The organism is Vreelandella mediterranea, from assembly GCF_970647075.1.
In genome coordinates, this window is sequence record NZ_OZ310198.1 from 1,607,284 (window position 1) to 1,622,703 (window position 15,420).

At 56.1% G+C, this 15,420-nt stretch carries 12 protein-coding genes and 2 pseudogenes; 5 read left to right on the forward strand and 9 right to left on the reverse strand.

All coding sequences use genetic code 11. The features are described 5' to 3' along the window. Positions 1 to 101 precede the first annotated feature (101 nt). Together ACWFVE_RS07555 and ACWFVE_RS07560 are read left to right on the forward strand one after the other, a co-directional pair. Positions 102 to 1,505 (forward strand): tetratricopeptide repeat protein, encoded by a 1,404-nt coding sequence (locus tag ACWFVE_RS07555; protein ID WP_447528665.1) that lies wholly within the window; start codon positions 102 to 104, stop codon positions 1,503 to 1,505. A gap of 68 nt (positions 1,506 to 1,573) precedes the next feature. Next, the gene (locus tag ACWFVE_RS07560; protein ID WP_447528666.1) at positions 1,574 to 2,305 is read left to right on the forward strand and encodes a hypothetical protein; all 732 of its coding nucleotides are present in this window, start codon (positions 1,574 to 1,576) and stop codon (positions 2,303 to 2,305) included. Positions 2,306 to 2,323: 18 nt separating this feature from the next. On the opposite strand, the gene ACWFVE_RS07565 is transcribed toward ACWFVE_RS07560, so the two are convergent. Both ACWFVE_RS07565 and ACWFVE_RS07570 read right to left on the reverse strand, forming a co-directional pair. Further along, positions 2,324 to 2,809 carry a DUF2569 family protein gene (locus ACWFVE_RS07565; protein ID WP_447528667.1) on the reverse strand — a complete coding sequence of 162 codons (486 nt, stop codon included), beginning with the start codon at positions 2,807 to 2,809 and terminating at the stop codon, positions 2,324 to 2,326. Positions 2,810 to 2,956: 147 nt separating this feature from the next. Further along, positions 2,957 to 3,853 (reverse strand): LysR family transcriptional regulator, encoded by an 897-nt coding sequence (locus ACWFVE_RS07570; RefSeq protein WP_447528668.1) that lies wholly within the window; start codon positions 3,851 to 3,853, stop codon positions 2,957 to 2,959. Between the two features lie 114 nt (positions 3,854 to 3,967). On the opposite strand from ACWFVE_RS07570, the gene aceE reads away from it, so the two are divergent. Both aceE and ACWFVE_RS07580 read left to right on the forward strand, forming a co-directional pair. After that, positions 3,968 to 6,658, forward strand: a complete 2,691-nt coding sequence (gene aceE, locus ACWFVE_RS07575; protein ID WP_447528669.1) for a pyruvate dehydrogenase (acetyl-transferring), homodimeric type — start codon at positions 3,968 to 3,970, stop codon at positions 6,656 to 6,658. 52 nt (positions 6,659 to 6,710) lie between these two features. After that, positions 6,711 to 6,902, forward strand: a complete 192-nt coding sequence (locus ACWFVE_RS07580; RefSeq protein ID WP_447528670.1) for an E3 binding domain-containing protein — start codon at positions 6,711 to 6,713, stop codon at positions 6,900 to 6,902. A gap of 30 nt (positions 6,903 to 6,932) precedes the next feature. Here the strand turns inward: ACWFVE_RS07580 and ACWFVE_RS07585 are convergent. Next, positions 6,933 to 7,167 (reverse strand): annotated as a pseudogene (locus ACWFVE_RS07585) (phage baseplate assembly protein V); the annotation flags it as partial. 2 nt (positions 7,168 to 7,169) lie between these two features. On the opposite strand from ACWFVE_RS07585, the pseudogene ACWFVE_RS07590 reads away from it, so the two are divergent. Then, positions 7,170 to 7,292, forward strand: a pseudogene (locus tag ACWFVE_RS07590) (IS256 family transposase); the annotation flags it as partial. Positions 7,293 to 7,385: 93 nt separating this feature from the next. On the opposite strand, the gene ACWFVE_RS07595 reads toward ACWFVE_RS07590, so the two are convergent. From ACWFVE_RS07595 to ACWFVE_RS07620, 6 genes are all read right to left on the reverse strand, one after another. Continuing rightward, the gene (locus ACWFVE_RS07595) at positions 7,386 to 7,820 is read right to left on the reverse strand and encodes a hypothetical protein (RefSeq protein WP_447528671.1); all 435 of its coding nucleotides are present in this window, start codon (positions 7,818 to 7,820) and stop codon (positions 7,386 to 7,388) included. 6 nt (positions 7,821 to 7,826) lie between these two features. Next, a complete protein-coding gene (locus ACWFVE_RS07600; protein WP_447528672.1) occupies positions 7,827 to 9,413 on the reverse strand; it encodes a hypothetical protein in 1,587 nt (528 codons plus the stop codon). Continuing rightward, positions 9,403 to 10,560 (reverse strand): DUF2169 family type VI secretion system accessory protein, encoded by a 1,158-nt coding sequence (locus tag ACWFVE_RS07605; RefSeq protein WP_447528673.1) that lies wholly within the window; start codon positions 10,558 to 10,560, stop codon positions 9,403 to 9,405. The genes ACWFVE_RS07600 and ACWFVE_RS07605 overlap by 11 nt, the downstream gene beginning before the upstream one ends. 1 nt (position 10,561) lies before the next feature. Further along, a complete protein-coding gene (tssI, locus tag ACWFVE_RS07610; RefSeq protein WP_447528674.1) occupies positions 10,562 to 12,769 on the reverse strand; it encodes a type VI secretion system tip protein TssI/VgrG in 2,208 nt (735 codons plus the stop codon). 144 nt (positions 12,770 to 12,913) lie between these two features. Then, entirely contained in the window at positions 12,914 to 13,501 is a 588-nt protein-coding gene (locus ACWFVE_RS07615; protein ID WP_447528675.1) for a hypothetical protein, read from the reverse strand. 196 nt (positions 13,502 to 13,697) lie between these two features. Further along, a complete protein-coding gene (locus ACWFVE_RS07620; RefSeq protein ID WP_447528676.1) occupies positions 13,698 to 15,407 on the reverse strand; it encodes an AMP-binding protein in 1,710 nt (569 codons plus the stop codon). Positions 15,408 to 15,420: the final 13 nt, after the last annotated feature.

The window sequence follows — 15,420 nt, forward strand, 5'->3', positions numbered from 1 at the left end:
CTAGCGCGAAGTGTTTTTTTGTTCATTGTTTCAAAAGAGGAATGGCGATCATATAAGGAGTCTGTAATAATTAAAATTTAATTAGACTCGGATCGCCTTGCATGTTTAGTCGTTTATCTATCGCTGCAGTAACTCTGAATCTTCTCCTGATTGCCAGCCCGAGCTGGAGCCAGGTCGAGGATAACGCGGCTACTCCTCCTATTGAAAACTCCTCGAGTGTCGATATCGAGCAACTTTTTGCCCAAGCTAAACAGGGTGACGCGTGGTCACAATACGAACTCGGAAGCAGCTACCGTTACGGTACGAATGTCGAACAGAATAGCCGGGAAGCGTTGAAGTGGCTTCGCCTATCGGCAAAGCAGGACCAGCCCGATGCCCAGTTCATGCTGGCGGGTATGTACTATACGGGGCTAGGTGTCGAAAGAAGTTTCAGTAAAGCGGCCGAACTCTATCACTTGGCCGCTGAGCACGAGATCCCCGATGCTCTATATAATCTGGGTGTGATGTATCGCGACGGTGAAGGTGTCATACAGGATTATGATCGAGCCGTTCAATGGTTCGAAGACGCCGCAGCGCTTGGCGTATTGGACGCTTATAGTAACCTGGGGTGGCTTTACTACAACGGCAACGGGGTTGAGCCAAGTGTCAGCGAGGCCTTGAAGCTGTTCACCCAAGCGGCTGAGCTAGGTCATGCGGGGGCCCAATATCAGTTGGGTTACATGTACGGCAATGGCGAGGGCATAGCTAAAGATGAACATACGGCGCGCGATTGGTTCCTTAAAGCTGCGGAGCAAGGCCACACCGATGCACAATTCAATGTTGCTTATCGCTACGAGCTCGGCATTGGAGGCGAGGAGAATAGCCTTGCCGCGCTCGAGTGGTATCAAAAGGCAGCTGCGCAGAATCACCGAGATGCCCAGTTCAATCTCGGTCTCATGTATCGCGATGGAAAGGATATCGATCTGGATATGCAGCTCGCGGTGGAGTGGTTTCGTCGAGCCGCTGAGCAGGGGGACGTAGACGCCCAGATCCAACTGGGGCTCATTCACGAAATAGAAGATCATTCGGCCTCGGGTGTTGAAAAAGCGCGGCAATGGTACCTTCGCGCTGCCGAGCAGGGCAGTGCAATTGCGCAATACAATCTAGGTGCGCTCTATCGCTTTCATCCAGGTATCGAGCGCGACGACCTAGAGGCAGCACGTTGGTTCCGGCTGGCCGCTGAGCAAGGCGATGAGGATGCACAAACCATGCTGGGCTCTTTTTATCGACTTGGAGAGGGGCTCCCCTTGAATCGGGCACTAGCCCTGCAATGGTTCACCCGCGCAGCCTTGCAAGGCAATGCCGAGGCCCAGTTCAACCTGGGCAGGATGTATCTACTAGGTGAGAGTATTCCTGAAAGCCGCTTAGATGCAATTCACTGGTTTAATCTAGCGACAGCGCAGGGGGCACCCGATGCGCAGTTCATGTTGATGCTCATATACGTCGAATCGCTCCAACTTCTTTAAGCCCAGCTTCGCCGAGAAGCTTACCGGTGGAAAATAGGCGACTGATAGAAATTGAAAAAGGAATGTGAATGCGTCTACTTGCTGCAGTAGTTCTCTTGTGCATTGGTTTTGTATTCACGGTCGCTTCTTCGGCTGGCTACCCCAGTCGAGAAGCCCTGCTTTTTGATGTCTTTTTGACAATAATTGTCGTCCCTTCACTGATGGCGCTGCCGTTCTGTCTTCTTAAAGCCGGTAGGAATCTCAGGCGCTTTTTTCTTGTTTTCAATATTGTCTTGTCAGCGATCATCGTTTCCAAGGTCAAGTATCTTCCTCTTGATACCAAAAGTGATCAAGCGGCCACATCTCGCTCACCCATGTCCACTAAGAGGGTTGTAAGTAACCATGGCTCCTTATCAATACCCAAGGACTGGAAAAACAAGAAACCTGAGTTTTCTAACGTTTTCATTAGCGTGGAGAGCAAGGAACGAGAGGCCTATATCTATGTGGGGTATGATGTACGCCAAGTTGGGGAATCTCTTGAGGATTATGCCGATTCACTCAAGGCTAACTTCATAGAATTCTTGTACGATACCCAGTTCATTACCCAACCTGCTGATTGCGGTCTCGAAGAAATTGAATGTATATACCAGATGTTTACTATAGAAAGCGAAACTCAAGCGACGACCAGTGTCTTTGCTTACGTCAAAGGAGCGGAGGGCTATTATAGATTTATGGCAACGACCTCCACAGAGCTTTGGGAAGAGCATTCGAACGTAATATTCGATATTCTCCGTTCCTTCACCCCGGAAAACAGCGAGTAGCTGCCTTCTTCTGAATGCTCAGGCTGAACCGGTTCGCCAATAGGTATTCGCGACACGCTTTGAACGCAAAAAGTAAAGCGTCCAGAGCGTACTCCATAAAACGGCGATCGCGCCTCTATTCAGGCTTTGGCCGACAAAAACATCCCGGGCCTCCGGCGGAAAGTAGACCATGACCGGCGCCAATAAAAACAACACCAACCCAGGCCCGACCAGCCATATCAGCACAACGACGGTATTGCGGGCGATGCGTCTGTCACTTGCATAAAGAAGCCACACCATCGCGACATTGAAAATGACGAACATCGCTATCGTATAAGGCAAGGTGTTCCAGAACATCATGAACCAGTCGTATTGCTTGGCCATATCTTCAAGGCTTCGATGTAGCTCGAGCATTTTGGATATGCCATAAAAAGGCAATATGATGCAGATACACCATGTATAAAACATCAACCATCCGCCCATTCCCACAGGCTTGTCTGGATAAGGCAACTCTCTTTCCGACATGCTTTACTCACTATTCGATATCCTGGGCCTAAATTAAATTTATTCGATGAAGTTTTCAAGCTTATAAAGTGAACAAGAGAGCTATTGGAGATACTCGCGTCTTTTATTTTCGTGGTTGGTTCAAGCTCAGAATCAAGTCTCTACGTATCAGCCCAGCTGTTGGGTCAACGCGTTGGCGATCTCCTCGACCAGCCACCTGGATCGGTAATTGATGGAGCGGTTGGGATAGATCGCCACGATCTCCAGCGGCGCCGGGGTATGATCCAGCGGGATCTCGACTAACTCACCGGTGGCGAGGTGCTGTTCGCAGAAGACCCGGGGAATGATGGCGTAGCCGATCCCCTTAATGGCACCGGCGATCAGCATCTGGCTGCTGTCGACCTTGTAGCGCGACTCGATGCTCAGGTGAAAAAGTGCGCCATTTTTGCCAATAAAGTGCCAGGGGTTTTGCTCGAGTGCCAGTAGGGTCGATATACAAGGCAAACCTGGAAGTTCCTGAACCTTTTCCGGTATGCCATGACTTTTTATAAGCGCTGGCGAGGCGACAACGACACTTTCAAGTTTAACGAGTTTGCGCATGATTAAACTACTGTCTTCGAAGTTGCCTCGATGATAGGCAATCGAGATATCGATATCTCTTCTTACCGGATCCAGTGGAGCCATGCTGGTAATGCATTCGATGGAGACATTGGGATGCACTAGTGCAAATTCGGCCAGTATCTCGTTAAGCCATTTAACACCAAACTCGGAGGGTATCGCCAGCGTGATCTTTCCGGATAAGTAACCTTGTTCTGACTTTATCTCGTTTTCGACCTCATCGAGCTCGGCAATGAGTGAGGCGGCTTTTTGATAAATACTTTTGCCTTCCTCGGTCAAGCGTAGGTGCCGGGTGCTTCGAAGTATCAGCTGTTTTCCCAGCTGGTTTTCCAACTGGGTGAGCTGCCTCGCCACCGTCGAATTGGGGATGCCCAACGCCTTCGATGCCGCCGTGATCGATCCTTGATCGGCCACGACAACGAAAATTTTCAGATAATTTAAGTTCATTTCACCAGATCTGGGAAAGTGTTTTTCACAAAGTAATGTTGTGTGCTACTAAAGTCAATATTAAGGTTTTTGTATTGCTTTATAGGGCTTTTAAATACCACCCGCCCGTGTTTTATGTCATTCGAGGTTTTTATGAAAGATACTGTCGAGGTAGATAAAAACGAAACACAGGAATGGCTGGATGCATTAGCATCGGTAGTCGATAGAGAAGGTGAAAATAGAGCCAGGTATCTCTTTAATACTTTGCACTCTTATTCAGAAGCGCAGGGTTTGAATATCGCGCGAACGTTCAATACCGCGCACCGTAACACTATTGATGTCGGCCATCAGCCCGACTACCCGGGTAATCCAGCTATCGAGCGAAGGCTTCGTGCTGCGATTCGTTGGAACAGTATCGCCATGGTCGTTCGTGCTAACGCGAAGGACAAAAGCATTGGTGGCCACCTTGCAAGCTACATGTCCAGCAGTACGCTTTACGAGGTGGGGTTCAACCACTTCTTCAAGGGGCCTGGCAAGCACTGTGCGGGCGACCTGGTGTATTTTCAGGGGCATATTTCACCCGGTATTTACGCCAGAAGTTTTCTAGAAGGGCGTTTGAGCGAAAGTCAGCTGGATCACTTTCGTCGGGAAGTCGATGGCGGCGGGCTGCCATCCTACCCGCACCCTTATCTCATGCCGGACTACTGGCAGTTTTCGACGGTATCGATGGGGCTGGGCCCCATACAGGCGATCTATCAGGCGCGTCTGATGAAGTACCTACACAACCGGGATCTCAAGACCCTTGATGAGCGCAAGGTGTGGGCTTTTTTGGGTGATGGTGAATGCGATGAGGTCGAGACGCTTGGCGCGTTGAACCTGGCAAGCCGTGAGAAGCTCGACAATCTCATCTTCGTGATCAACTGCAATCTTCAGCGCCTGGACGGTCCGGTACGCGGCAACGACCGTGTCATGGAGGAACTCGAAAGCTCGTTTCTGGGTAGCCACTGGAACGTGATTAAGGTCGTTTGGGGTAGCGCCTGGGATGCACTGCTCGAAAACGACCACGACGGCCGGCTGCAGCGGCTGATGAACGAGACTGTCGACGGCGAGTATCAGAACTTCAAGGCCCAGGGCGGGGCGTACACCCGGGAGCGCTTTTTCGGCAAGGACGCTGAGCTGCTCGAACGGGTCGAGCACCTTTCGGATCAGGACATCGAAAACCTGGCCCGCGGCGGCCACGACCCTTCAAAAATTTACGCCGCCTATCAAAAAGCCGTCAAAAGCACCAACGGCAAGCCGACCGTGATTCTCGCGCATACCGTCAAAGGGTATGGCATGGGCAGCGAACACGGCGAGGCCGACATGGAAGCGCACAACATCAAGACCATGGAGCTTCAGGGGCTCAAGCGCCTGCGCGATCGTTTCGAGATCCCGATCAGCGACGAGCAGCTTCAAAACGGCTCGGTCCCTTATTACCGGTTTGATGACGACTCCCCGGAGATGGAATACCTACACGCCCGGCGCAAACTGCTCGGCGGGTATCTGCCCTCACGCAATACCGATCACGAAACACTGGCGATCCCGGCACTCGACGACAAGATGTTTGCGGCTCAGCTCAAGGGTACGGGCGAGCGCAAGATTTCGTCCACGATGGCCTTCGTTCGGGTTTTGACCGGGCTTACCAAGCATAAGGCGCTTGGCGAGCGAGTCGTGCCCATCATCCCCGACGAGGCGCGCACCTTTGGTATGGAAGGCATGTTTCGCCAACTGGGCATTTACGCCGCAAACGGGCAGCAATACGAGCCCGTCGATGCGGGGCAGATCATGTACTACCGGGAGGATATCAAGGGGCAGATTCTCGAGGAGGGCATTACCGAAGCCGGGGCGATGGCGTCCTGGATGGCGGCGGCCACGTCTCACGCCAACCACGGCAAGATGCTGATCCCGTTTTATATCTACTACGCGATGTTCGGTTTTCAACGTATCGGGGACCTTGCCTGGGCCGCCGGCGACATGCTGACGCGAGGCTTCATGGTGGGCGGCACCGCCGGGCGCACCACCATCAACGGTGAAGGCCTCCAGCACCAGGATGGCCATAGCCACCTGATGGCCTCGGCCATTCCCAACTGCCGCACCTATGACCCCACCTATGGGTACGAAATCGCCGTTATCGTCCAGCACGGCTTGAAAGAGATGTACGAACACCACAAGGAGTGTTTCTACTACCTGACGATCATGAACGAGAACTATGCCCACCCGGCCATGCCAGAAGGCGCCGAGGCGGGCATCGTTCGGGGCATGTACCTGCTGCGCGAAGGCGAGACCGACCCTAAACCCCGGGTTCAGCTATTGGGCTCGGGCACCATACTGCGCGAGGCCGAAGCCGCGCAGGAGCTACTGCTCGATTTCGGCGTAGCCGCGGATGTCTGGAGCGTGACCAGTTTTAACGAACTGCGCCGCGAAGCGCTCGAGTACGACCGGCAGCGTTTCATGAAGCCGAAAGAGTCGCATGAAAAACCCTGGCTCACGCAGTCGCTCGAAAAACGCTCAGGCCCCGTCATCGCGGCCACGGATTACATGAAGCTTTATGCCGACCAGGTGCGCGCCTGGGTGCCGAATGATTACTACGTGCTGGGCACCGATGGCTTCGGCCGTTCCGACAGCCGCGAAAAGCTGCGCGCGTTCTTCGAGGTCGACCGCTACCACATTGCCTGGATGGCCCTCGTGGCACTTTGCGAGCAAGGCGAGGTCAGCGCCGACATTGTCGAACAGGCCATGCAGCGCTTTCATATCGACCCTTCCCGGCTTTCCCCGCTGGTCAGCTAAGCGGGCGTCATCACTCGCTAACACGATACTCGAGTAGAGGAAGGAGAAGACCTTGAACAATGACACCACAAAAGCGACCGGCGACCGAGTCCACGCGACGCCTATTGTACGAATGCTGGCGCGTACGCTGGGGGTAGACCTCGCCGAAGTCGCACCCAGTGGCCCCAAAGAGCGCGTGGTCAAAGAGGATATCAACGCTTTCGTTCGGCAGATCATGAGCGAGCGAAGAGGGGAAGCTGAGTAGGCATTTTGAGGTTGGCCAGGCCCACGTTCAGATCTGCTCCTCGTCGGCCTCGTCCTCGAAGCGCAGTTCGTTGAAGCCGTCGGCCTTGTGGCTCTGGGTGCGCAGCACGGTACGGGTCTTGTTGGCCGGCAGCGGGTAGGGCGGAATGTTCGTTCGAGGCGTGGTAGGTGCGCCCGGTCACCAGCGGCTAGTCCGGGTCGCCTTCCAGGAACGAAACGATTACCTCGTGGCCGATGCGGGGGATCGCCATCGTGCCATAGCCGCCCACTCTATGCCGGTATACTCAAAGCGTCTGAGCGCTGGACGCACCCCGTGCAGAATTGGAAATTGAAGCTGTCACAGGTCGCCATTCATTGTCCAGGGCGCTTGGAACACCACCTCAGCCTATGAGGCTGGCTGAAAAAGAGTTGTGAACACCCTCTTCAATAGCGTTGCACTTGGAACTTGAGACCGCTCGCTATACTTATTACTTGAATTCAGAAATCAAATTTTCGCCACAGTCTTCAGAAATAAAAAGTACTTTTCATCTTCAAGAGAAAATATTTCTTCCCCGCCCCCCATATATGCACGGATAAGCTCATCACTAGCTTTTTCCTTTATATTTAACTCGTAAAGTACTTGACCATATCTAAGGTGCAAGAAGGGATTGCCAATTGCCCCAGGGCACGTCATTGCATACTCTAACGCCTCACGTGCAGAGGTATTATAACCTGCTAAAAAGCAAGAATCTGCAATTGCTGCGAGCACCCATGTAGCAGCCTCCCAATCATTTTTAGGTTCGGGAATTAAAGACCATGCCTTATTATACTCAGCAATGGCTTCTTCATAACGTTGAGTTGAAGCAAGCTGATCACCAAGAGCGCACCAAGCATTGATAGCCTGGTGTAGTTGTGCATCCAGTTCTAAGTTCGACTGCATCAAGATTCACCTCTTTAATGTCGAAAAGTCAGGCGTAATAGGCGGTTGGTACGTTTGGCCTAGTCTTGCGCCATCTGAGCGGTTAATTGACCTTAACTGCAATTCATAATTATCAGCATTGAGCATGAATTGACGCACCTCTGGAGATTTAGGTCCAAAAAAACGCCCAGTATCATTCCACCAAGTGACTGCATCAACTTTGTGGGCCATATCAATATTAGCACCAATACGTGCCGTTGAGCCGTCAGGATTTATAAGATGTAAATTGTTAGGGTTACCCCTTAACAAGGGGCCTTCTCCTTGAATTAATCCTTCAACTCGCATTCTTTCGAGTACCTCTCGCCCTGTTCGAGAGTATTTATCAGGAGTACGCCCCATATATCTATTGCGAGCACTGATTTCCCTAACATTTACTGTGTTACCTGCGCCCCTTTCAACTCTACCGGAATTTTGCTCCACCCGCGTCCCATCATTACTTCCTGAAGGTCGACCACGATTGGCATCTTCCGCTGCATCTACTGTCCGATCCGTTGTCCGAACAGCATCTATAGCATTATCTCCCTTACGGATGAGTCCAACGCCAGGAATAACCGATACAGCCGTCAGCGCCGTCATTCCGGTCGCCGCGAGATAGCGTCCTTCGCCCCATAGCTGTATCGTATCTTTAATATCCACCCAAGTGCCGTAAGGTGTCGCCACTTCCGCTATAAATACTGCTGCTTCGCGGCCTTTGCGGCCGCCTTCTGACGAGTAGGTGACTTGTCGCTCGGCTTCCGGCTGCATATTCGCCGCCTGGCGAGCCGCTTCGTCTACATCCATCATCGTAGCCAGCGCGTCATCGCCCTGCAATCGTCCCTCGCGCATTGCCTCCATCAAGGCCTCTTGCTGGACGCGGGTGTCCGCAATCGCCTGCTGAACCTCGGCATGGAGCGCTTCGGTCTCGGCGGCTGTCTTGCCGTTGGGGTTTTCGTTCAACGCGTCACGTAGCTCGCCTACACGCTCCAGATTGGCTTGTGCCTGTTGCTGTAATGACGCGGCCGTAGTGGGCGGCTCATCGGGGGTTTCGGGCTGGCTGTCGACCGCTTGGGTGTTCGTGTATACGTAGCCTTTGGCGCCACCCACACCGGCGGCGTTACAGTTGATCATGGCCTCGCTGCCATCGATCACCACCGGCTGGCCGTTGGCGCGCACATTCTCCTGGCCGGTCAAGAACAGGACGTGGCCGCTACCTTGCGACGTGCCGGATACGACCCCTGCACCGTTATTCCCTTGCGTTCCCTGACTCAGGTCTCCGACACGATAGGTGCGCTGCCCGCCCATAATCACGTTGGGCGAGTAGCTGGTCGGGCTGTCTAATGACGCGGTGGAGTCGAAGCCCACCACGGTATTACCCACCTGGCAAAAGTCTGGAAAACTGGCAGCAACGCGCCAGTCCGGCCGTGAGTTACCGGCGTGGCGGGCTCGTCCCTCAAGCGCTTCACTCGGCGGTGGCTCTGAGGTGGTATCGGGCGGGTGTGTATGGGTGCCGTCAGTATCACTTTCGCACTCGCTTTGATCGCCGATACAGATCGTCATCGAGACATCATCCGACATACGCACCTCCACGTTGGGGGGCAAGAGACGTTCGCCTAATACGTACCTTCCTGAGCGGATCCTCCAGCGGGAAGAGCACCCGCCAGGTAAGGGCCAGTTCCTGCTCGTCCAAATAGATACTGACCGTATCCAGCTCCAGGGGTGTCAACCCTCGCTCGCCGCTGGCGTGCTCGGTCAATGCCTGCAGGGCGATGCCCGGCAGGCGTGTGCGGTGCAAAAAGCGAAATCGGTCGTTTTCGATAATCTCGGTGCTGTTCGGTAAACAGTTGGTCAGCACGACGGGTTCGTCACCGCGCAGATAGTCCTGTGTGACGAGGTCTTCGGGGGCACTGTGATGAAACCGATAATCGAAGTCCTCGGGCCAATAGGGGTAGCGCTGCGTTCGCCACGCTTCGTCCAGCGTGCCCTGATAGCCAACCCGGGGCGCCCACCAGGGGGCGATAGGGCCATATCCCATGGGGGCGGGCCGATCGAAAGGGGAGGTGATCAGCGAGCCGGGCGCCACCAGCTGCGGTGCTGGTAGGTGCGTAACGGTATCGAGTTGCTCTTTTAACGGGCGCACTAGCGCCCTTGGCAGGCGCTTGTAATCGCTTCGCGAAGGCAGCCAGCCTCGGCCCACCGGGTTTTCGGGGTGATAGAGTGTCTTGTCGACGGGGCGGGTCATTTCGTCATCAAGCGGCGAAATAAAGTGGCCGCCGAAGGCGTAACGGTAGTCCAGGGGCAGCTCGCTGACGAGGTCCGGATCCGTAAGGTGCCAGCCACCCAGCAGGCGCCATTGAAAATCGCGTGGGCCATAAACGAACAGTTCTTTTAAAAGCGGGCCCACTTTGAGACCCACCTTCCAGCCCGTGCGCGGCTGACTTGTCGGTGAACGCAGGGTCCCGTGCACGTGCACTTCGGTGCCCAGCTTGCCGAACAGCACATCACGGTCATCCGTAATCCACTGAGTAAAGGGATTTGTCGGGTCACCGGCCAGCTCGGTTTGCCAGCGAATGGGGCGCTGCTGGGGTGTTTGAAAAAGCGGCCAGCCGTCGCCGGTGAAGCGGTAAGTAGCGCGCACCGTCAGCACATCATATTCAAGATCCCCCGGCCCCAGCTTGCGAAACAGCGCGTGGGGAAACGGCGTGGGGTTGGTTACATTGGCCATGTCACCACCCCGGGGTATTGCCGTCTTTGACCATGGGGTCGTTCGTCGAATCGCCCTCGGCGTCGTCTTCCTTGCTGCCGGGGGCGGGCTGGGCGGTGCCGGTATTGAGCAGTACGTCGTCGGGGCCGTCGACATGTACCTTGGTGCCCGCCTTGACGTGAATCTCCCCCGCGTCGAGGTAGATCGACTCCTCCGTGAGTACCAGGCGGCTGTTACCCACCTGAAGCGTCAGCTGGTTGCCCGCTTTCAGGGTGATATTGCGCCCCACGTTCAGGGAGTGGTGCATGCCCACCTGGGTGGTGTGGCTAAGGCCGACCACGGTGTTCATCAGGGCGCCCACGTTCAGGCTGTAGCCCAGGCCCACGTTCTCCATGCGCCCCAGGCCGACGTTTTGCAGGTAGGCCTTGCCGACGGTTTCGGTCTTGTTCTTGCCCACCTTGGTCGACCAGTGCTTGCCGATGCGGTCGGTCTCGTTGCCGTCGACGGTTTTCTTGCGGTTCTTGTGAACGGTATGCGTTTCGTTACCGTCGACGGTATGCACTTCGTGGCGGTGAACGAGGTGGGTTTCGTCGCGGTCGATGTCGGTGGTCCGGTCGCGATAGACGTGCAGGGTGTTGTCGCGCTTGATCTCTTCGCTACGGTCGTTAAGGGTCAGCAGGTCCAGATCCTTCTGGGCGTGCAGCCAGATCTGCTCCTCGTCGGCCTCGTCCTCGAAGCGCAGTTCGTTGAAGCCCTCGGCCTTGTGGCTCTGGGTGCGCAGCACGGTACGGGTCTTGTTGGCCGGCAGCGGGTAGGGCGGAATGTTCGAGGCGTGGTAGGTGCGCCCGGTGACCAGCGGCTGGTCCGGGTCGCCTTCCAGAAACGAGATGATGACTTCGTGGCCGATGCGGGGGATCGCCATGGTGCCGTAGCCGCTACCGGCCCAGCCCTGAGAGACACGCACCCAGCAACTAGCGGTCTCGTTAGGTTCGGCGTAGCGGTCCCAGGGGAATTGCACCTTGACCCGGCCGTGCTCGTCGCAGTGAATCTCTTCGCCTTCCGGGCCCACCACGAAAGCGACCTGGGGGCCATCCACCCGTGGTTTGGGGTTGGGCGTGGGCCGCCAGGTCTGCGTTCTGGGCATGATGACCACGTTGTTATGGTAACGCGTCATCTGCTCGCTGGTTTGCTCGGCGGTGGCGCTGCCTCGGGCCATGCCATCTTCCTCGAGCGCCTGGGGCTGCTCACCATGATGTACGACAGAGACGACCTGCCAGTCGTCGTTGAAACTGGCGACATCGTGGTCGGTCAAGGTAAAACAAACGCCTGGCGCCAGCTCCGGTAGGTCGCTTTCGGCTTCGGCAGTGGTGGCATCGGCGCGAAGCGCGTCCAGCCGGTGACGCGAGAAGGGTTTGCCCGAGGCATCTTGCTTGTAGCGGCCGGGGTAGTCGAAGTGCTCGTAGTCTCCCCGCTGAGCGTGGCCGCCCAGGCCTGACGCCGTTTGCTCGTGAAATTGCGCGTAGCCGGGGGTCTTGAAGCTGTAATCCTTGAGCGCCGCCGAGGCCGGGCGTACCCGGCTCACCTGACGAAGCTTGCGTAGGTGTCGCTTGGGAGAAGTGCCACCTGCCCGCGCGTGATAGCTGCGCTCACCGATACTGGTTAGCGTCGACGTATCGTCGGCGAATACCAGCCGGTGAGCACCACCCTCCGTATTCTCGAATTCATGAAAATAGAAGCAGCCCTCTTCGGCGGCCAAGCGCTCGACAAAGTCCAGGTCGGTTTCACGGTACTGAACGAGAAACTCTCGTGGCGGTGGGGTGCGCGTGGTGGCAAAGCCGATATCGGTAATACTGCGCTCACCGGCAAGCGTATTGATCGCGCTGTGGGGGTCGGTCTGCTGGAAGATGCGGGAATTCTGGCGCAGCGATAGCCGCCATAGGGCCGGGCGAATCTCGACATGGTAAAAGGTGCGGCGGTGCCCGCTATCGCCCCGGCCAAATTCACTGACGATACCGTGAATGCGCCGCAGTGGTTCGCCATCCTGCCAAATCGTCAAGGTGGCGATTTGGTCAAGGCAGTCGGCAGGGGATAAATCATGAGCGCGGCTGGCGAACTCAACAGCCAGCTCGAAAGGTTGGGAGAGCGTTTCCCGGTGGGTAAAACGTACAACCGCTATATCGCTTGCCCCGGCCAGGGTCAAGGTAAACTGCAGCCCCGTTCTGTCCGCCATGGTGTCACTCTCCTGAACCGTATGTTGCTTATAGGAAAGGCCAGGTTAGCGAGTGAGCGGTAAAAAAACAATTATTATCAGCTACGTAGCGGCAATGGCTTACATCAAAGTAAGAAATGTCTTACAAAAGCTAAGTATCAATCGTTAAAACGGGATATGAATCGAGGCGCTAAGCTGATTCAAATGGCTAAGCGTGGGGGCGTCGATGCGTTCGTATTCCAGTCGGCTGACCAGACGTTTGACGGTCATGGTGGCACCAAAGCCTTGCAGCATGGCGGTGCCGCTTTCATCGCCTTCGAGCTCGGTTTCGCCACGCCACTCGGTCAGCCCGGATTTCGCGTAAACGCTGAACGCGCCCATGCGAAGGCCCGCCACCAGGGCGCCCCCCAGTGCCAGGGTATCCTGAACGAGCGGGGCGACGCTGGAGGTCGTGAAGACTTCCTCGCTTTCGCGGTAGGCGATTTCCGCGCCGATATCGACGCGCGGTAAGTTGCCCGGGCTGAAGCCGGCCGTGAGCCGAAAGCCCGAGGTGTAGCTGTCGATGCTATTGAGGTTGCTGCCTTCGAGCACCACGCCGTTGCCCAGCGACATCATTTCGCTGTCCGGGGCGGTGTAGGCTTTGGGGAGTACGTCGGTATTCAGGTAGCTGCTTTCGCTTGCAAGGCAGAGCAAGGGAAAAGAGCTGCCGAGAACGCTACATAGAAGGGTGCTTGCCAAGCGGTTGGTTGGCATCGTTGTTATCCTTTTATAAAAGCCAAGTCCCCCCAAGCCTAGCAACAAGCGTGGGGCTCGACCACGTTAATTGCGCGATTCATCAAACTTTCAAACGGTTTTTTGCCCATCTCATTGAAACGCTTGCAACCTCCATGAGGGCCGGCCCGCCACTTAACGTGCAAGGCGTAGCCGGCGCTCAGCGAGCGCGGCGCATTTACGAGAACGTCGCCCGGTCGAGGCCGAGCTCAAACATCGAGATTTCGCGCATTTTGAATTTCTGAATCTTGCCCGTGACCGTCATGGGGAATTCATCGACGAACTTGAAGTAGCGCGGAATCTTGAAATGAGTGATTTTATCCTTACAAAATGCGCGTAGCTCTTCGCCGGTGGTCTCAGCCTGGTGGGGGTCGAGGCGAATCCAGGCGACCAGCTCCTCGCCGTACTTTTCATCCGGCACGCCGGTGACCTGTACATCCAGCACCGCCGGGTGGGTGTAAAGAAACTCTTCGACCTCGCGCGGGTAGACGTTTTCGCCACCGCGAATCACCATGTCCTTGATACGCCCGACGATTTGCAGATAGCCGTCCTCGTCCATGGTGGCCAAATCGCCGGTATGCATCCAGCCGGCGCGGTCGAGGGCATCCGCAGTGGCCTTCTCGTTGTTCCAGTACTCGAGCATGACGCTATAGCCGCGAGTGCAGAGCTCGCCGATTTCACCCCGGGCGAGCACGGCGCCGCTACCGGGGTCGATGATCTTGCTCTCCAGGTGTGGCTGGGTGCGCCCTACGGTCGAGACACGCTTTTCAATGGTGTCATTGGCGCCGGTTTGCGCCGAGACCGGGCTCGTTTCGGTCATCCCGTAGGCGATCTGCACGCCCTTCATGTTCATCTTCGCGATCACCTGGGTCATCACCGCCGCCGGGCAGATAGAGCCCGCCATGATGCCGGTGCGCAGCCCTGAGAAATCCGTGTTGGGGAAGTCTTCGTGCTCGAGCTCGGCCAGAAACATGGTGGGCACCCCATAAAGCGCGGTGGCGCGCTGCTGGTGAACCGCCTTGAGCACCTGACCGGGCTCGAAGGCCTCGCTTGGGTAAATCATCGTCGCACCGTGGGTCATGCAGCCCAGGTTGCCCATCACCATGCCAAAGCAGTGATAAAGCGGCACCGGAATCACCAGCCGGTCTTCACTGGTAAAGCCCATGCTTTCCGCCACGAAGAAGCCGTTGTTGAGGATATTGTGGTGCGAAAGGGTGGCGCCCTTGGGAAAACCGGTAGTGCCGGATGTGTACTGAATGTTGATCGGGTCGTCGAACGAGAGCGTTGCCTGAAGTGCTTCGAGCTCGGCCTGGTCGGTTTGTGCCGCCTGCTCCAGCATATCGACCCAGCGCCACATCCCCGCGTGCTGCTCGGTACTTAGGTTGATGACGCACTCGAGCGAGGGCAGCGTAGCGGAGGCAAGCTTGCCCGTGGCGCACTCGCCAAGTTCCGGGGCAAGCTCAAACAGCATGGCGCGGTAGTCGGCGCTTTTGAAACTATCCGCGCAGATCAAAAAGCGCGCGCCGGACTGGTTCAGGGCGTACTCGAGTTCCTGGGTGCGGTAGGCCGGGTTGATGTTGACCAGAATCGCGCCGATCTTGGCGGTGGCGAACTGGGTCAGCGTCCACTGGGCACAGTTAGGCGCCCAAATGCCCACACGGTCGCCGCGCTGTATCCCCAGGGCCAGCAGCGCCCGGGCGCAGCGGGTCACCTCTTCATGAAGCGCTCGGTAGCTCCAATGGATGTTCTGGTGCAGCACGATCAGCGCATCGTTATCCGGATACTGCGCGGCGATCTGATCGAATTTGTCGCCAATGGTCATGCCTAAAAGTGGCTTATCGGCGGTGCCGCTCGAGTAGCTGGGAAGAGGGGGTACGTTGAGCGCCATGGAGTCTCTCCGT